Annotated in this window: 12 protein-coding genes, 1 tRNA gene and 1 pseudogene; 3 read left to right on the top strand and 11 right to left on the bottom strand. The window is 48.1% G+C overall.

The window, feature by feature from the left end; all coding sequences use genetic code 11:
* Window positions 1–63: 63 nt before the first annotated feature.
* The 4 genes from LL912_RS05890 to LL912_RS05875 all read right to left on the bottom strand — a co-directional run bounded on the left by LL912_RS05890 (window position 64) and on the right by LL912_RS05875 (window position 7,283).
* Window positions 64–2,217, bottom strand: a complete 2,154-nt coding sequence (locus LL912_RS05890; RefSeq protein WP_235552650.1) for an FN3 associated domain-containing protein — start codon at window positions 2,215–2,217, stop codon at window positions 64–66.
* Window positions 2,218–2,256: 39 nt separating this feature from the next.
* Window positions 2,257–3,282, bottom strand: coding sequence for a 6-bladed beta-propeller (locus LL912_RS05885; RefSeq protein ID WP_235552649.1), 1,026 nt, complete (start codon window positions 3,280–3,282; stop codon window positions 2,257–2,259).
* 211 nt (window positions 3,283–3,493) lie between these two features.
* On the bottom strand, window positions 3,494–4,942 hold the full coding sequence (locus tag LL912_RS05880; protein ID WP_235552648.1) for a DUF1501 domain-containing protein: 1,449 nt from the start codon (window positions 4,940–4,942) through the stop codon (window positions 3,494–3,496).
* 28 nt (window positions 4,943–4,970) lie between these two features.
* Window positions 4,971–7,283, bottom strand: coding sequence for a PSD1 and planctomycete cytochrome C domain-containing protein (locus tag LL912_RS05875; RefSeq protein WP_235552647.1), 2,313 nt, complete (start codon window positions 7,281–7,283; stop codon window positions 4,971–4,973).
* Window positions 7,284–7,576: 293 nt separating this feature from the next.
* Between LL912_RS05875 and LL912_RS05870 the strand changes: the two genes are divergently transcribed.
* Entirely contained in the window at window positions 7,577–8,815 is a 1,239-nt protein-coding gene (locus LL912_RS05870) for a PAS domain-containing sensor histidine kinase (protein ID WP_235552646.1), read from the top strand.
* 40 nt (window positions 8,816–8,855) lie between these two features.
* Complete coding sequence (locus LL912_RS05865) at window positions 8,856–9,914, top strand: response regulator (protein WP_235552645.1); 1,059 nt, start codon at window positions 8,856–8,858, stop codon at window positions 9,912–9,914.
* Between the two features lie 56 nt (window positions 9,915–9,970).
* Here LL912_RS05865 and LL912_RS05860 read toward each other — a convergent pair whose 3' ends face one another.
* From LL912_RS05860 to LL912_RS05845, 4 genes are all read right to left on the bottom strand, one after another.
* The gene (locus LL912_RS05860; protein ID WP_235552644.1) at window positions 9,971–10,714 is read right to left on the bottom strand and encodes a YoaK family protein; all 744 of its coding nucleotides are present in this window, start codon (window positions 10,712–10,714) and stop codon (window positions 9,971–9,973) included.
* A gap of 73 nt (window positions 10,715–10,787) precedes the next feature.
* Window positions 10,788–11,183 carry a hypothetical protein gene (locus LL912_RS05855; protein ID WP_235552643.1) on the bottom strand — a complete coding sequence of 132 codons (396 nt, stop codon included), beginning with the start codon at window positions 11,181–11,183 and terminating at the stop codon, window positions 10,788–10,790.
* Window positions 11,184–11,406: 223 nt separating this feature from the next.
* Entirely contained in the window at window positions 11,407–11,850 is a 444-nt protein-coding gene (locus LL912_RS05850) for an Hsp20/alpha crystallin family protein (RefSeq protein WP_235552642.1), read from the bottom strand.
* A gap of 162 nt (window positions 11,851–12,012) precedes the next feature.
* Window positions 12,013–12,801: a universal stress protein gene (locus LL912_RS05845; protein ID WP_235552641.1), complete on the bottom strand. Its 789-nt coding sequence runs from the start codon at window positions 12,799–12,801 to the stop codon at window positions 12,013–12,015.
* Between the two features lie 365 nt (window positions 12,802–13,166).
* Between LL912_RS05845 and LL912_RS05840 the strand changes: the two genes are divergently transcribed.
* Window positions 13,167–13,250 (top strand) — tRNA-Leu (locus tag LL912_RS05840).
* 473 nt (window positions 13,251–13,723) lie between these two features.
* Here the strand turns inward: LL912_RS05840 and LL912_RS05835 are convergent.
* From LL912_RS05835 to LL912_RS26190, 3 genes and pseudogenes are all read right to left on the bottom strand, one after another.
* On the bottom strand, window positions 13,724–14,707 hold the full coding sequence (locus LL912_RS05835) for an NAD-dependent epimerase/dehydratase family protein (protein WP_235552640.1): 984 nt from the start codon (window positions 14,705–14,707) through the stop codon (window positions 13,724–13,726).
* A 101-nt stretch (window positions 14,708–14,808) separates the two neighbouring features.
* Window positions 14,809–15,063 (bottom strand): annotated as a pseudogene (locus tag LL912_RS26195) (beta-L-arabinofuranosidase domain-containing protein); the annotation flags it as partial.
* Window positions 15,064–15,154: 91 nt separating this feature from the next.
* Window positions 15,155–15,388, bottom strand: coding sequence for a beta-L-arabinofuranosidase domain-containing protein (locus LL912_RS26190; protein ID WP_406603602.1), 234 nt, complete (start codon window positions 15,386–15,388; stop codon window positions 15,155–15,157).
* Window positions 15,389–15,810 lie beyond the last annotated feature (422 nt).

Genomic DNA, 15,810 nt, shown 5'->3' with positions numbered 1-15,810 from the left:
AAAACGCGTCGAAAAAAACAGTGCTTGGTGAAGTCTGCCTGGTTTTCTGTTATCCAATGCCCGCTAATTCAGCAACAGCTCATCTAAAAATATCCAGCCTTTATCACCCTTACCACGGTGCCAGGAAGGGAGGCGGTTGACGGGCTTGGCAATTAATTTAATTACATGAACCGGCTGAGGTGTAAAGCGGCACTCATAACCCGTAGTATAAGCCGGAGCCGGGGCTGCCGGTTGCCGGGGTTCCGAATGGCCTAGTAATTTTAACGACTCAACCGCAGGGCCGCCCCAAACCTGCAGTTCATGTGCAGGCATCACATAACTGTCGATGGCAACCAATGAACTGAAGGTAACAGTGCTGATCGTAACCGGCGCTTTAAAAAACAGGAGCGCTTCAAAAGGCGCTTCTCTATAGCCCACCCATTCCCTGGTACCCGGGTTTTCTTTTCCCAGCTGTCCGTCAATCAGTGCCTTCCCGTTCCGTGCCCTGGCCAGGTATTCTTTTGAAGGTGGGGTTATCAGCCGGATACTATCGGGTTGTATGCTGCTTTTATAAAACGTTTCATTAGCAGGATCGCTGGTGATCCACCCGGCAAGATAGGACCGCGCTTTAAGGGTGGCTGCTTTATGAAGCGTAACAGGGGCGGTATATACGGGAGAGCGGAGGCTGTCTGGCTCGCTGCCATCCAGCGTGTAGCGGGTTTCAGCACCCTTTACCGGGTTCTTAATTTCGATTGTAAGTGTATTTTTGAAGATCCGCTGTTCCGTTTTTAACACAGGAGTACTCAGCTTTGCAATCACGGTGTCGCCCTTATACCCGAGATCAAAATCGGTTTTGGGGAACCGGTTTTTTAGTGCTGCTAAATCCTGCGCTGTAAATGCGGTGTTCCAGACCTGGACGGATCGCAGGTCTTTCAGCGGCGCCAGTGCCGATAGTTGCGCGGGCCGTACGCCGGTACCGGAGAGGGAGAGCTGCTTCAGATATTGCAAACTGCTGAGGTGCCGCAGCCCATCACCCTTAACAGCGGTAAATGCCAGATTGAGTGTGCGTAAATGAGCGAATGTTCCGATCGTTTTAAGATCCGCATCTGTTACCGGCATTTTGGCCAGCTGTAAGGATACAATATTGTCTTTTATTTTTTCAAGTTCTTTGAGCTGTGCTGAATGAAACCGGGAACTGCCGTAAAAATTAACAGCAAGAGCAGGAGAGCCCTGCGACAGCGGGGTAATGACCCGGTAGGTTGTATTGAGCTCCGCTACCAGTTGTTCAGCTGCTGCTTTAAAATCATAATCTTCGGGTTCGCCACTTTTAAAGAGCCTGGCGGCAATCATCCGGAGCGTATCGTTTCCGGGAAGATCGGTTACCTTTTTTGTGAGATGGGCGCCGCCCTTTATCCATAAATAGAGGATGCGGGCTTCTTCTTCTGTAAGCTGGGGCTTACCCCTGGGGGGCATGTGTTCTTTGCTTTCGGGCGGAAGATGGATACGCTGCATCATTAACCCAAGGTCGGCGGCGGCGGTGTCCCACAGTTTTCCGTTCTTTCCTCCTTTGAGGAGTAGCCGGGTGGTTTCCATTACCAGTTCACCCTTAGCCTTATTGCTGTTGTGGCAACTCATACATTTGTTTTTGAGGATCGGTTGCACGAGGTGGGTATAAATAACGGCGGCTTCCAGGGGTACTTCGGGGCCTTTATCGGCCGAAATAACCGGGGATAAAAGAAAATTATCGCCGTGCGTGATGGTAGCACCTTGATGTCCGGCAATCAGCAATACAGTGGTTGACAAAAGCCCTGCTGCAATGACCCTGCTGCTGTGTGCCCGTATCTGGTTGCGGAAGCTATACCATAAGAAGCTGATAAAAGCAGAAAGAACACCCATCCACTTATGCACGCCGATGGCTGCAGGATCATATCCTGTTTCCTTCGACAAAAGGATTCCCATCAGGGCGGCCACAACCGTAGTAAAGGAAGCAGCCAGCAGCAGACCGTCAGCAAGTTGCTGAAGCGCCGCGTGCCGGGGTGCACGGAGCTGCATTTCAAATAGAAAGGCGAGCAGCAATAACACGATAGGAAAGTGCAGTACCAATGGATGCGCCCTGCCGGCAACCTGGAGAACGGCCGGTATTTTAAGGTAACGGTCAAAAATAACCAGTATAAGCAAGAGGCCATTCAGGGCAATGCATGCATTAAAAATAATTTCCCGCCACTTCAGTTGCTTCATGATTGGTTTGTTTGCTCCAACATTTTAAGGCATCAGGTTTTAAACCACCGGTTCCAGCTTATAAGGATATACTTTCCCCGAATTCCACTGTGCCACATACAGGTTTTCTTCATCATCGATGCATACATCGTGTGGATACTGGAAAACCGGGTCGGTCTGATACAGCTCCTGTAACCGGCCGTCTGCATACCGGGGCGCACAACCGGCCAGGTTGGATATGACCTGGTTGTTTTTGTCAAGAATGGTTATAAAACCGGATCGCTGATCCGTTTTGCTGTTACTTTGTAATACCGCCGCGTATAAATGATCGCCTTTGATAACCGGGCGGCATACCCAGGCCCCCGGCATGGCGATGGTATCGATATATACGCCGTCCATCGAATAGCGTTTAAATGCGTTTTCCTTCCGGGAAGTTACGATCAGTACCGGCTTTTTATTCCGATGGTCGATACAGATTCCATGTGCGTTCAGCAGGTGCTTTGGCGCATTGCCCCTGCCGCCAAAATGCCGGATATAGCGCCCTTTTTGATCGTACTGGATCACAAAGTCCTTCCCGTATCCGTCCACCACGTAGATGTCGCCGTTTTGCGCTATTGCTGTTTCTGTGGGTATATATTCTTCAGCCGTGGTATATGCTCCGGTTTCTTTGGGATAATTCAATGTGAGTAACACCCGGCCGTTGAGCGTGGTTTTGATGACCTGGTGCCGTTTGTTATCGCAGATAAACAGTACATCCGTTCCGTTTTCGTTAAAAATAGTAAGGCCGTGAGCTCCCGGGTATTCGGTCCCCCAGGTACTTAATAATTGGCCTTTCTTATCGTAAATAATCACATTGTTCTTTGTTTCGTTGGTCAGCAACAGGATGCGGCCTTTACTGTCCTGTACCATTTCATGACAATCGTTAACCGGGTACCGGGCCACATCTGCCTGGCTCCAATGGGCATTTAACCGGTAGCGTTTATTACCCTGACCCAACACAACATCGTTCTTTATCAGCCAGTCGGGGGTATACAGGAGGCCGGCAAAGCCTAAGGCTGTATTGCGGATAAAATGTTTTCTATTCATGTTTTTGTTTTACAGTATTTAACACCAGATGCCTGGTACCGGGTAGTTATGACTGCTATTTGTTGTTTAATGCCGGCAGCCTGGTGTTTTACTACTTGCTATTTGTTATTTACTATTTGTAATTTGACGCTTGTTAATCGGTACTTGCTATTTTGTATTTGCTATTTGTTACCTGTTATTTGATATTTAATGCTTGTTATGTCAAATAAGCCTACACCATTAAGCCCGTTATCACTTTGCCTGCAACATCAGTCAGCCGGTAGCGGCGTCCGAGGTGCTTATATACCAGGCGCTCATGGTCGAGTCCCATCAGGTGCAGGGCCGTTGCGTGAAAATCGTGCACATGCACAGGATCAGCAATGATATTATAGCCAAATTCATCGGTTTCTCCGTATACACCGGGTTTGATGCCCCCACCGGCCATCCACATGGTAAAGCAGCGCGGATGGTGATCCCGCCCGTAGTTGTCTTTTGAAAGGGTCCCCTGGCAGTAATTGGTGCGGCCAAACTCACCGCCCCAGATGACCAGGGTTTCATCCAGCAGGCCTCTTTGCTTCAGGTCGGTGACCAGCGCCGCGGATGCCTGGTCCGTATCCCTGCATTGACCGGCCAGCTCATTGGGAAGATTGCCATGGCTGTCCCATCCCTGGTGATACAGTTGTACAAAGCGTACCCCGTTCTCCGACAATTTGCGAGCTAAGAGGCAATTGGCTGCATAGGTGCCGGGCACCAGGCAGTCGGGCCCATAAAGTTTAATAATAGACTCCGGTTCTTTGCTCAGATCGGTTACTTCCGGCACGGCGGTCTGCATGCGGTAGGCCATTTCATATTGCTGTACTTTGGCTTTTATTTCCGGATCACCTACAACGCCATAACTTTCATGATTCAGTTCTGAAAGATGATCCAGCATTTTTCTTCTTTCCGTTTTGTCCATACCATCGGGGTCATTGAGGTAGAGTACGGGGTTCTCCCCGTTGCTGAATTGAACGCCCTGGTGAATGGAGTCCAAAAAACCATTGGTCCAGAGTTTGGAGTAAACGCCCTGCCCGTTACCCTTTCCTTTGGAGAGAAGCACACAAAAGGCCGGCAGGTTTTTGTTTTCGCTGCCAAGGCCATAGCTGAGCCAGGCACCCATGCTGGGGCGGTTGCCTACCTGGGCTCCGGTTTGGAAGAAGGTGAGGGCGGGGTCGTGATTGATGGCTTCTGTGTAGAGGCTTTTTACAATACACAGATCGTCCACAATTTTGGCTGTATAAGGAAGGAGATCACTGATCCAGGCACGGTGCTCGCCGTATTGATTGAATTTAAATACCGTACCGGCCAGTGGGAATTTAGACTGGTTAGCTGTCATTCCGGTAAGTCGTTGCCCTTGCCGTACCGACTCCGGCAGATCCTGGCCCTGCATCTCGTTCAGCTTGGGTTTATAATCAAACAGGTCCAGTTGTGACGGGGCTCCGTTCTGGAAAAGATAAATAATGCGTTTGGCTTTGGGCGCAAAATGCGGGAGCCCGGAAACGAGGGCTTCTTCAACATCCCTGCTGCTAAACAGTTCGGGAATTAGTAAGGTGCCCAGTGCGGCACCTCCAATACCCATACCCAGCTTTGTAAGAAAGCGGCGGCGGTTGAGGTTGAGTCCATGTTCCAATACTTCTTTTTCCATATTACCCGGTTTAAATGCTGTGGTCGGTTTATACTTTTACAATGGCTTCCTCCATATTGTAGATCATATTGATTACCCGCATGAGGGCAGCGGTTTTTACAATATCGGACGGTTTACTGTGATGTGGGTATTCACCAACGGCGATCGTTCGCTCCGCTTCTTTTTTCTTACTGTTAAATACCTGAAGCTGGTCTGCATAATATTTTTTGAGAATATCCATTTCCGTTGCGGTTGGCCTGCGGCAGAGAATGCTTTCAAAGGCGGTGCCGATGGCCGCCCGGGGATCGTTTGCCGAAAGCCTTTCTGCAAACACCCTGGATGCTTCCAGTACGGTGGGGTCATTCATCATGATCAGTGCCTGCAGGGGGGTATTGGTGGTGAGCCGGCTTACTTCGCACTGATCACGGTTGCTGGCATCGAAAATGATCATGGAGGGTGGGGGCACTGTAAGTTTTATAAACGTATAAATGCCCCTGCGGTAAAGGTCACTGTCGCTGTCCTGGCTGTAAGTCGTGAGGGCTCCCCGCCCGGAAGTGGCAGCTTCCCAGAGTCCTTTGGGCTGGTACGGTTTTACGCTGGGCCCACCGATGGTTTTATTCAACAGGCCGCTGCTGCCCAGTACCACATCACGGATGCTTTCTGCAGCCAGGCGGATGCGCGGAGACCGGGCATAGTACACGTTGTCCGGGTCTTTTTCCATGGCCCGTGGATCAATCTTTGAAGATTGCCGGTAGGTGGCAGACAACACCATTTTGCGGACCAGCTTTTTAATGTTCCATCCCTGCTCCATAAAATCCACCGCCAGCCAGTCCAGCAATCCGGGATGTGTAGGCAAATGGCCCTGCATTCCAAAATCACCCACTGTTTTTACAATGCCTTTGCCAAAAAACTGCTCCCAGAGCTGGTTTACAAATACCCTTGCGGTAAGCGGGTTTTGTTTGTTTACGGTCCATTGCGCCAGTCCCAGCCTGTTTTTCGGGTACGCCATCGTATCGAAACGCATAACCGCCTGCAATGCCCCGACTGTTACCGGGGGGCCATGCTGGTCGTAAACACCGCGGTTTAGTATATACGTGGTACGCGGGGTATCCAGTTCGCCCATTACCGATACATTGATACGGGTGGTATCTTTCCGGTTGATAAAGCGAAGGAGGTTTTGGGTGTCCTCGGTGGTTAATGTAAGCATGGGGGTTTTTGCCGGTCCAGAATTGACAAGTCCTTCCAATCCCTGTTCCCTGCTGGTATTAAAAAAAGCAAACAGCCGGTAATAGTCTTTTTGGGATATGGGATCATATTTGTGATCATGGCACTGGGCGCATTCCGCGGTCATGGCCAGTATGCCCTTGGAATAGGTCTTTACTTTGTCTATAATATATTCCACGCGGTACTCCTCGGGGATTACGCCGCCTTCTTCTGTTATCTTGTGGTTGCGCAGAAAGGCGGTGGCCAGCAGCTGCTCTTTTCCGGCATTGGGCAGCAGGTCTCCGGCCAGCTGCCAGGTTATAAACTGATCGTAAGGCATATTGCTGTTGAACGCATGAATCACCCAATCGCGATAAGGCCATTGGGTGCGGATATCGTCATCCTGGTAACCATAGCTGTCGGCATAACGCGAAACGTCCAGCCAGTGCAGGGCCATCTTTTCACCGAACTGGGGACTCGCCAGAAGCCGGTCTACTGCTTTCTCATAGGCCGTGCTGCTGTGGTCGTTTTCGAAAGCCTGCTGCATTTGCAGGTCGGGAAGCAGTCCTGTAAGATCCAGCGATACCCGTTTTAACAGCATGCTTTTGTCTGCCGCGGCATTGGGTTGCAACTGGTGTTCCTCCATTTTTTCTGCAATAAAATAATCAATTTCATTCCGCGCCCATTCCTTATTGCCGATATCGGGCAGCGGTAATTTCCGGGGAGCAATAAAGGCCCAGTGCTTTTCATAAGGAGCGCCCTGTTCGATCCAGCGGGTAAGGATCCGGATCTCATTTTCATTCAGCACCCCCAGGTGCGATTCCGGTGTAGGCATCTGGTAAGAAGGATCTGCAGATGTAATCCTTTTGATGAGCTCAGAAGCTTCCGGCTTCCCGGGAACGATGGCATAGGCCCCTTTTGTTTCCCTTAACGGTGCTTTTGCATTCGCTTCTATGTCCAGTCGTAAACCGGCTTCCTGTTTGTTTTTGTCGGGACCATGGCAGACGAAACATTTGTCTGAAAGAATGGGACGAACGTCATAGTTGTAGCTGATCCTGTTCCTGTCATTGCGTTTTTTTACCCGGTTGCCGCAACCGGCAGCAAGCTCAGTAAGTATGAACACCATTAAAGTAATGCTGGCAAACGTCGTAAGTTTCATCGCTGTAATCTAAAAAGGTGTGTTGCTGAAAATGGCACTCAGCAACGTAAATTTAAGTATAAAGAATTGTTTAAAGCAGGGTTTTGACGGTTAACGGATAAAAAAACATCGGCGGCTATACATACAGTTTATACATATCAATGGTATGTATGACGCGGGTTGTGTGGTCATAAAATGGAACGGGTGAGCAATGGTTTCGTTTTATAACCGCTATTTGCTTCGCTTTCAAATTTTAAATGCCTTATTTTGTTACCTTTATGCATCTTATATAGCACCGAGCTGTTTTTTTATTCATGGAAGATACTGAACAAACAACGCAGGAAAGTTATCGCTACGAGGCCCTATTTAACCAGGCCTCAATGGGTATTATTGTAGTGAATCATAAGGCTGAGATCCAATCGGCCAATCCTTTTGCACTGGCTTTATTCGGGTATTCGCTGGACGAATTGCTGCAGCAACCCATCGAATTGCTGATCCCCGGCCGGTATCATAGCCGGCATGTTACACATAGGGACGGCTATACGCATAATCCAAAAACCCGGCCGATGGGGGTAGGGATGGACCTGTTTGCCGTAAAAAAAGATGGCAGCGAATTTCCGGTGGAAGTGAGTTTGAGTAATTATGAGGACGAGGGCAAGCAATTTATTATTGCTTTTATCAGTGATATTTCCATCCGGAAAAAAGCGGAAGCAGAAATCGAAGAACTAAATAATAAGCTGGAGTCGACTGTAGAACAGCGTACCCGACAGCTTACCGCTGCCATGCAGGATCTGGAGCAATCGAAAGATGAATTGTCAAAGCTGCTGGAACGGGAAAAGGAACTGGGTGAACTGAAGTCGCGTTTTGTTACCATTGCCTCCCATGAATTCAGGACCCCGTTGAGCACGATCCTCTCTTCCGCTTACCTGATTGAACGGTATACCACCACCGAAGAGCAGCCCCGGCGTGAAAAGCACCTCCAGCGGATTGTGTCTTCGGTGCAATTGCTCACCGATATCCTGAACGATTTCCTGAGCGTTGGGAAAATTGAGGAGGGGAAAATCCAGGTGCGGTTCAGCAGGCTGGACATCCAAGAACTGGTTTCCGGTATGGTGCGGGAACTGGAGGTTACTTTGAAAAAGAACCAGGAGCTGGTGTATCATCATGACGGCAATCCGATAGCGGAACTGGATGCCTCGCTGCTGAAACATATCGTTATGAACCTGGTATCCAATGCCAGTAAGTTTTCGGCGGAAGACGGGCGCATTGTTATTGAAACTTCCGGGGCACCAGACCAGGTGCGGCTTTCGGTAAAGGATAATGGTATTGGTATTTCACAGGAAGATCAGAAACATTTAATGGAACGTTTTTTCAGGGCGGCCAATGCCGGGAATATCCAGGGAACGGGGCTGGGCCTGCACATCATTTCAAAGTATACCGAATTGATGAATGGTACCATAACATGCGTCAGCGAACTGAACCAGGGAACGGAGTTTATTATTACATTTGATAAAAGGGCCGCAAAAGCGATCAGCAGTTCAGGAAACATCTGATACAAAATAGCAGGTTAAACAAACAGAAAGCAATCATCTGATGAAAAAAATATTACTGATTGAAGACAATGAAGATATCCGGAATAATACGGCGGAGATACTGGAGTTGTCGAACTATACGGTTATTACGGCGGCAAATGGCAAGCTGGGAGTGGAACTGGCCATAACGCATGTTCCGGATCTCATTATCTGCGATATCATGATGCCGGTACTGGACGGTTATGGCGTATTGCATGCCATTCAAAAGAACGAAACCATCCGGAACGTACCGTTTATCTTCCTGACAGCCAAAACAGAACGCAGCGATTTTCGCAAGGGAATGGAACTGGGTGCGGATGATTATATTACCAAACCGTTCAGCGGTACGGAATTGCTGAGTGCCGTAGACGGAAGGTTAAAGAAAGCCGATTTGCTGAAACAGGAGTTTTCGCCCGATCTGAATGGATTGGACCAATTGCTGAAGCTTTCGGATAATAAGGCTGCTTTGACCGCATTGACCGAAGACCGGGATATCAATAAGTATAAAAAAAAGCAGATCATTTATACCGAGGGGAACCACCCTTCCCGTTTGTACTATGTGCTGAAAGGGAAGGTAAAAACCTATCGTACCAATGACGACGGTAAGGAGCTGACAACGGCACTTTACAGTGCCGGTGATTTTTTGGGATATATTGCCTTGCTGGAAGGAACCGCTTACAAGGACACGGCCGAGGCGCTGGATGCGTCGGAGCTGGCCATCATTCCCCGGGAAGAATTTACGGAATTGATCGACAATAACCGGATTGTAGCCCAAAAGTTTATCCGGTTGCTGGCAAAGAATATCTCTGCAAAAGAGGAGCAGCTGCTGGGGCTGGCCTATAATTCGCTGCGGAAGAAAGTAGCCGATGCTTTATTATTGCTGGAAAAAAAATACCGCCGGGAAGACGAAGATGCTTTCTCCATTACGATCAGCCGCGAAGGACTGGCGGCCATTGCAGGCACGGCCACGGAATCACTCATTCGTACGCTGAGCGATTTCAAAAGCGAAAAACTGATCGATATCCGGGAGGGAAATATCATTATTTTAAATCGCAAAAAGCTGGAGCTCCTGCTCAACTGACGGATGTCCTTTCATGGTTATCAATAAACAGCCTTTGCAGGTGCCGGAGAACCCACTTACCGCCGAGAGGTGGCGCTTTCCGATAAAGTCCTCTTTTTTAGCAGCAGGATCCGGTACCGGATATCACTATAAATAATGCCGGTAAAAAGGACGGCTACAGCAAGAAAAAGAATCCGTGTATGAAACCTGGTAAAGCCAACGCCCCCGGCGATGCATCCCAGGAAGAAAAAGCTGATGATGGCAAAACGTAACTTTACAGAGGTTTTCAACTTTTGCTGTTGCTCGGGCTTCCTGTAAAACAATAACTGCGAAAGTTCAATACCAAGATCGGTAAACAACCCGGTGAGATGTGTGGTGCGCACCACTGCATTAGAGATACGGGTAACCATTGCATTTTGAAGTCCCATAGCAAATAAAAGGATCCCGGCAACCAGCGGTGCAAAACGATGGATGGCAGAAGGTGCCAGGAGTGCCACTCCGGTAAGTAATAGGATTTCTGTAAATACGGGAACCGCGTCGGTATAACGCGGGTGGTTTTTTTGAGTGGCTTCCACAAGGGTATTAGATACAAAAGCACCCGAAAGAAAGGCAAGGATATAGAGGAGGAAAATTCCTGCGGTTTCAAAATCCTGCCTTATTACGTCGTCTGCAAAATAGGCAAAATGCCCCGTTACATTTGTAGTAAGCACTTTTACGGAGAAAAACCCCGTTACATTTACAATGCCTGCTACAAATGACAACAACGAAGCCAGTTTGAGGTTATGAACGGGCCGGCGGGCCTTTCCCTTGTGTCTGAACATAAAACCTGCGCGATATCGATAAAGCTAATAAGAACGAATGTAGCAAACTTCGGGCAGCCTGCGCTCTTTGAACCTACTTTTGTGGATTGCCCGAGCGTTTTATCTGGTCCAGTAAATAATGATTAAATTCTGATTTGAGCCTGGCGAACTGCTTTTCCATTTGCAAAAGATCGTTGTGCAGCAGGCGGATCCGGCTTTCGAAGAGTTTTTCATCCTGTTCTGTAAAATGCCCGGTACCTGATGCTTCCAGTAACTTGAGATCGTCGCGGAAGATACCGATCCGTTCGTCATTCCGGATCAACTTGTTGAGCAGGAGTTCGATGCCTTCCAGCAGGTTCCGGTTAAAATGGGTTCTTAATACCTCAGATAACCGGTTTTTCATAATGATGGATTCCTCCATCATGAACGTTACCGCCCGTTTCCAGGTATCGCATTCGTATTGTATCTGTTGAAATTTCGGGTCGTTCATATTATTCTAAAAACTTTTTTTAGTAATAAAAGCCATGTTCAACAGAACACGGCTCATTGAGCAGGCTTAGCCCTGCTTACACAATAGCAATTGGTCTGGCTGTATGGTCCCGCAACATTTTTGAAGCGGGGCGCTGGGATTGATATTCCATTCAGAATATATTTTATTGATCAGGAATCAGCCGGTTTACACTTGCATCCGGCCGCTGTTTGTTTTATTACGCTTAGTATACACAGGCCGTGGTTTGTGCGTCTTCCGGAACTCCTGTTGTCTTACATAAATGAATGGTTAAAATACCGGCATCGTATTGTATGTGAAAGAACAGGGTACTTACATCGGGAGGCAGTACAATATCCCGGTACAGGTACCGGTTGTTGAACTCATGCAGGCGGTAGCTGGTCCCGGCCGCCAGTCCCTGATTCTTGTTTTCGGCAAAAATGGTCAGGATCTGCTTGTTGGCCTGTATGATAAAGTTTTCCTTTTTCAGTCCCGGGGCCTCCAGGTCAATCTTATAACCGTCTTTCAGTTCGGTAATATTTACCCGCGGAGGAATCGTTTCAGTATCCACCGACTGCAGGATTTCGGTAATGCTGCCGGCATTCACGGCTGGTACGAATCCTCCGGGATAGGCAGCCTGTTCTTCATTCCTCAAATGATCTGTTTTCATTACTGCTTGTTGTATTTAAAATGCTAAAGTAGACCTGTTGCGCTGGTGAGGCAATGAGCAGGATTAGCGCCCTTACTGATTTTTGTCATCCCTGCATCGCGCGATGTATATGCGGCAGATGCATTGGATTGCATTTGTTTGCGAAACTTGTATGCCGAACGGTTAATGTGCAATGAACACAGGAGCCACATGACCGCGAATGATGCTGGTAATAAAGCTTTCCCTGAACGAAGCAGACAGCGCAGAACGCCCGAATGCCCCGGTAACCAGCAGCGGGTTGCGGAAGCATTCGACCCAGGTGCTGAAATGCTTTTCCGAGTCCCAGTGCAGTTTCAGGATCCTGACGTTTGTGAAATGTGCAAGGGCATATTCCGTTAACAGCTGAAGCTGCGGGATACTGTCACTGTCTTCTTCCTTCACATAAGCAATCCGCACAGGCAGTTCCCGGTATTGCGGAAATAATAAACAGCACTGTTTTAAGGCATGGATACTTTGCGGGCTGCCATCATAGGCTACCAGGAGATGCTCGGTAGCAACTGTGTTTTCCGGAATAGCAAGTACCGGGCAGGCTGCCCAGCGCAGCAACTGCTGCATATAGCTATTGGGCTGGTTACCGCTGATACCTGCATAAAGTAATTCCTGACTGAAGAGCAGCAGGTCTGCATACCGGCTTTCCTGCTCCCAGAATGACTTTTGCCAATCGGATTTGGTTTTTTCAATGGCCTGGGAGGGTATGTCGCAGCTCCCGCATTGATCCATAAACAGCTTCGGCTCCCGGCTATGAAAATCCGGGGCGCCGCCGGCTTCCGGCCGGTGCTCGGTTATACTTCCGGCTGCCGTAAAAAACAGCCCTTTCACCTGTATGGCTTCCTGTTTGCGCAGGGCCTTGATCCATTCAAAGGCGCCTTGCGGATAATGATTTTCATCGCATACAAAAAGTATCTTTTTCATAAAAATGCTGTTGGCGTTCTGCCGGAGGCGGGGCCCCTTTTTACCTGCAAACTACGGTTTAAAACAAGCCGGTTACAATGACGGATATTGGCCGCACCGATGATTGCGGTCAAAGCTCCGGTGCCAAACACGGTAACAGAACGGGGGCGCGATCAGGAACCATATTTTTTTTAAAAAAACTACCACTGTTTGTGATTGGATTTTGAATTTTACCTATATTTGCAACCCCTGCCGCGGCAGTGATCTGGAAACAGCGCCGCAACGCAGTTTAGTTCTTTTGTTTGGTAAACAGGATCTTTGTTTTTTTAAAGGTATGGATAACCAATCCAGGGCCGCTAAAAAATCAAGAAGATCTGCATATAAATGCCCGGGTGGCGAAATTGGTAGACGCACTGTCTTCAGGTGGCAGCGTTCGCAAGGATGTGCTGGTTCGAATCCAGTCCCGGGCACCGGAAGGCCTTACAAGTCATTGATTTGTAAGGCTTTTTTCATTTAAGCACCGTCGAATTTCTTCACTTTTTTACGCTTCCTACCGCTATTTCTGACAGAAAAATGACAGGCGGTATGACAGACTTTTTTTGCTTCCGTATTTGGGGATATCCCCCCGGGTTTCCAATTCCAGCCTGATCGTTTTACTGGAAAACGCCGATGCATTATTACGCTCGATTTAAGCGGGTCATTAGGGCTGCTGCAAAAGATAGATATTTTCACAGGAACCCGATGAAAATGTAAGCGCAATTATAAATCCTTCAACGGGCATGAAAAAAAATGGAGGGTGATGATGGTGTCTGGTTACTACAAACGCCCTGCTGCAACAAGGATTTGGGGCGGCGGCCATTTTTGTTCAGCTATATCTGTTTCAATGAGCAAATCTTTTCCGGCAATGTGGTCATGAATTAAAGATGTATGGATTATTTACAGACTAGTTGATCGGATAGGGTCCATCCGTAAAGCGCTCTGCATGATATCCTTTTGAGCCGGTTAATTGTGCAAGCGGGCTGCGTAAATTTTCTCCTGCGTTTATACGCGCTATTACGTAGGCGAAATCATATTTGGGTTCCCAACCCAGGTCTTTCCTTGCTTTCTCATTTACATATACCCGGTCTATGCTTTGGTGGATCTTCCATCCGCGGTGGCTATACGCTGTTTCATAAGCCGGTACGGTGCGCAGTACTACCTCCGGCGCATTGTGGCGCAGGGCAGGCAGATCTGCCGGGCAGAACGGTGTTGTAGCACTGATAATATAAACGCCCCACCCGATGGAGGGAGCCTTTTCTGCCGCCAGCAAATGTGCATGTACCGCGTCTTCCAGCTCTACTCTTCGAAACAGAAACTCGTTGGCCTTCAGGTTCTCGTCCGGAAAAGTTTCCCGCATATGTTTGTCGTCGTCTTTTTCAGGAAAGAAACGGGAAGTGCGAAGTACCAGGCAGGGCAGACCGAAATTTCTGTAGAAGAGCTGACAAAGATCTTCCGCTGCTTTTTTGGTTACCCCGTAAATATTTTTGGGCTGAGGCTTTACGTCCTCCGTAATCCAGGCCGCAGGCGCTCCGGGAGGCGGCACTAATGCATCTCCAAAAACACTGGTCGTACTGGTAAAAACAAAAGCCTGCACGCCGGCGGCTACTGCTTCCTGCAAGAGGTTAAGCGTGCCCGTAATATTGGTATCTACGAATTGCTGCATAGTATGCGTGGCCACATGGGGCTTATGCAGGGTGGCCCCATGTAAAACGGTGGTTACTCCTTTCATGCACTCTCTAACGAAGGAGCGGTTTTCAATGGAACCTACATGAGTAGTAAATGCCGAGGGGCGGATATCCAACCCGATCACTTCAGCAGAATGTTGCCTTAATGTGCGTACCAGCGCTTCTCCAAGATGACCGGCGCTGCCAGTTACCAAAACGTTCATATGCCCTGTTTTTTAGGAATGCTGCAAAAATGAGGAAAAATCCCGTTCCCGGTAGGACAATTGTCCCACCCAGTGTTCAGCACTGCGAGATGTGGGCAATACTACGTTGGGCGGGGACCGCTCCTGGATCCATTGGCATAGGTTTGGTGAAGGATCAGCATTTTCCAAAAATTTTGCGCAGCCCGATAATAAAATTTCCGGCCCGTGCGCATATATCCTTTTGCAAAACCGTTTACCAAAACCAGGAGCGTGTTGGAATGAAGACCCGAAAGGATATTCTTATTTCTTGCAAGGGAAAGCAGGAACCAGCCACGTTCGAAAACCCTGGCAAGAACCAGATGTTTCGGGTTGTGCGATACTTCGAAAAGGTTTTAAAGGGACCTTATTCATAGCGCTGGCTTCGTTCGATGGATTGGCTTGCGGTGTATAAAGCATTTTCTCAATGGTTTAGGGGCTTGGTAAGCGCATCCTTTTGGATACATAGGCCGCCGTATCACAAACCAATTCATACCACTTTTCGTTGCCGGTACGGGTATACACATCAAGAAGTCCCTGCATTAATTTATGAAAAGTATAATAAGGAGCCCAAACTCGGCCGGATTTTTCTTCCAGCGTATCAAAAACTTTTCGGGGAATGCGCTTAAGTAACCATTGCCTGCTGGCATTTATACAACTCGTCAATCATGTAGTTGCACAGTTTATAAAAAGACTAAACGGATACATCCTGTTATAAGAACAGCGCTTCTTAAAATACGGGATAGCAGCATATTTATTTTACCAGACTTTACTTTTGATATAGGCATTTTTAACTGCGGATTTTTGACTTTTTATAAGCATTAATGTAAACCAATACTATGCCCCTTTGGTTTAAATGTGTCGGGCTGTAAGTGTTATATACCGGATGGTTTTTAACTTTATGGTATACCAGGCCCGTTCTGCATAAAAGTAGTGATTAGTCGGAAGGGGGCGGCGTAAGTCGGTTTTGTATAAAATAAAGTCGCCTTTATGTAAAAAAAATCGATTTGAAGGTTCCTAGATTTGCAGGTAGCTTTTGCCAGCAATAAGCGAGGCTGCTTGCCACTATAAGTTTTAAGCCGAGTAAA

The organism is Niabella agricola, from assembly GCF_021538615.1.
In the GTDB taxonomy this organism is placed as follows: domain Bacteria; phylum Bacteroidota; class Bacteroidia; order Chitinophagales; family Chitinophagaceae; genus Niabella; species Niabella agricola.
The sequence above is the reverse complement of the archived record's forward strand: the minus strand, read 5'-3'. Positions and strand labels throughout refer to the sequence as shown.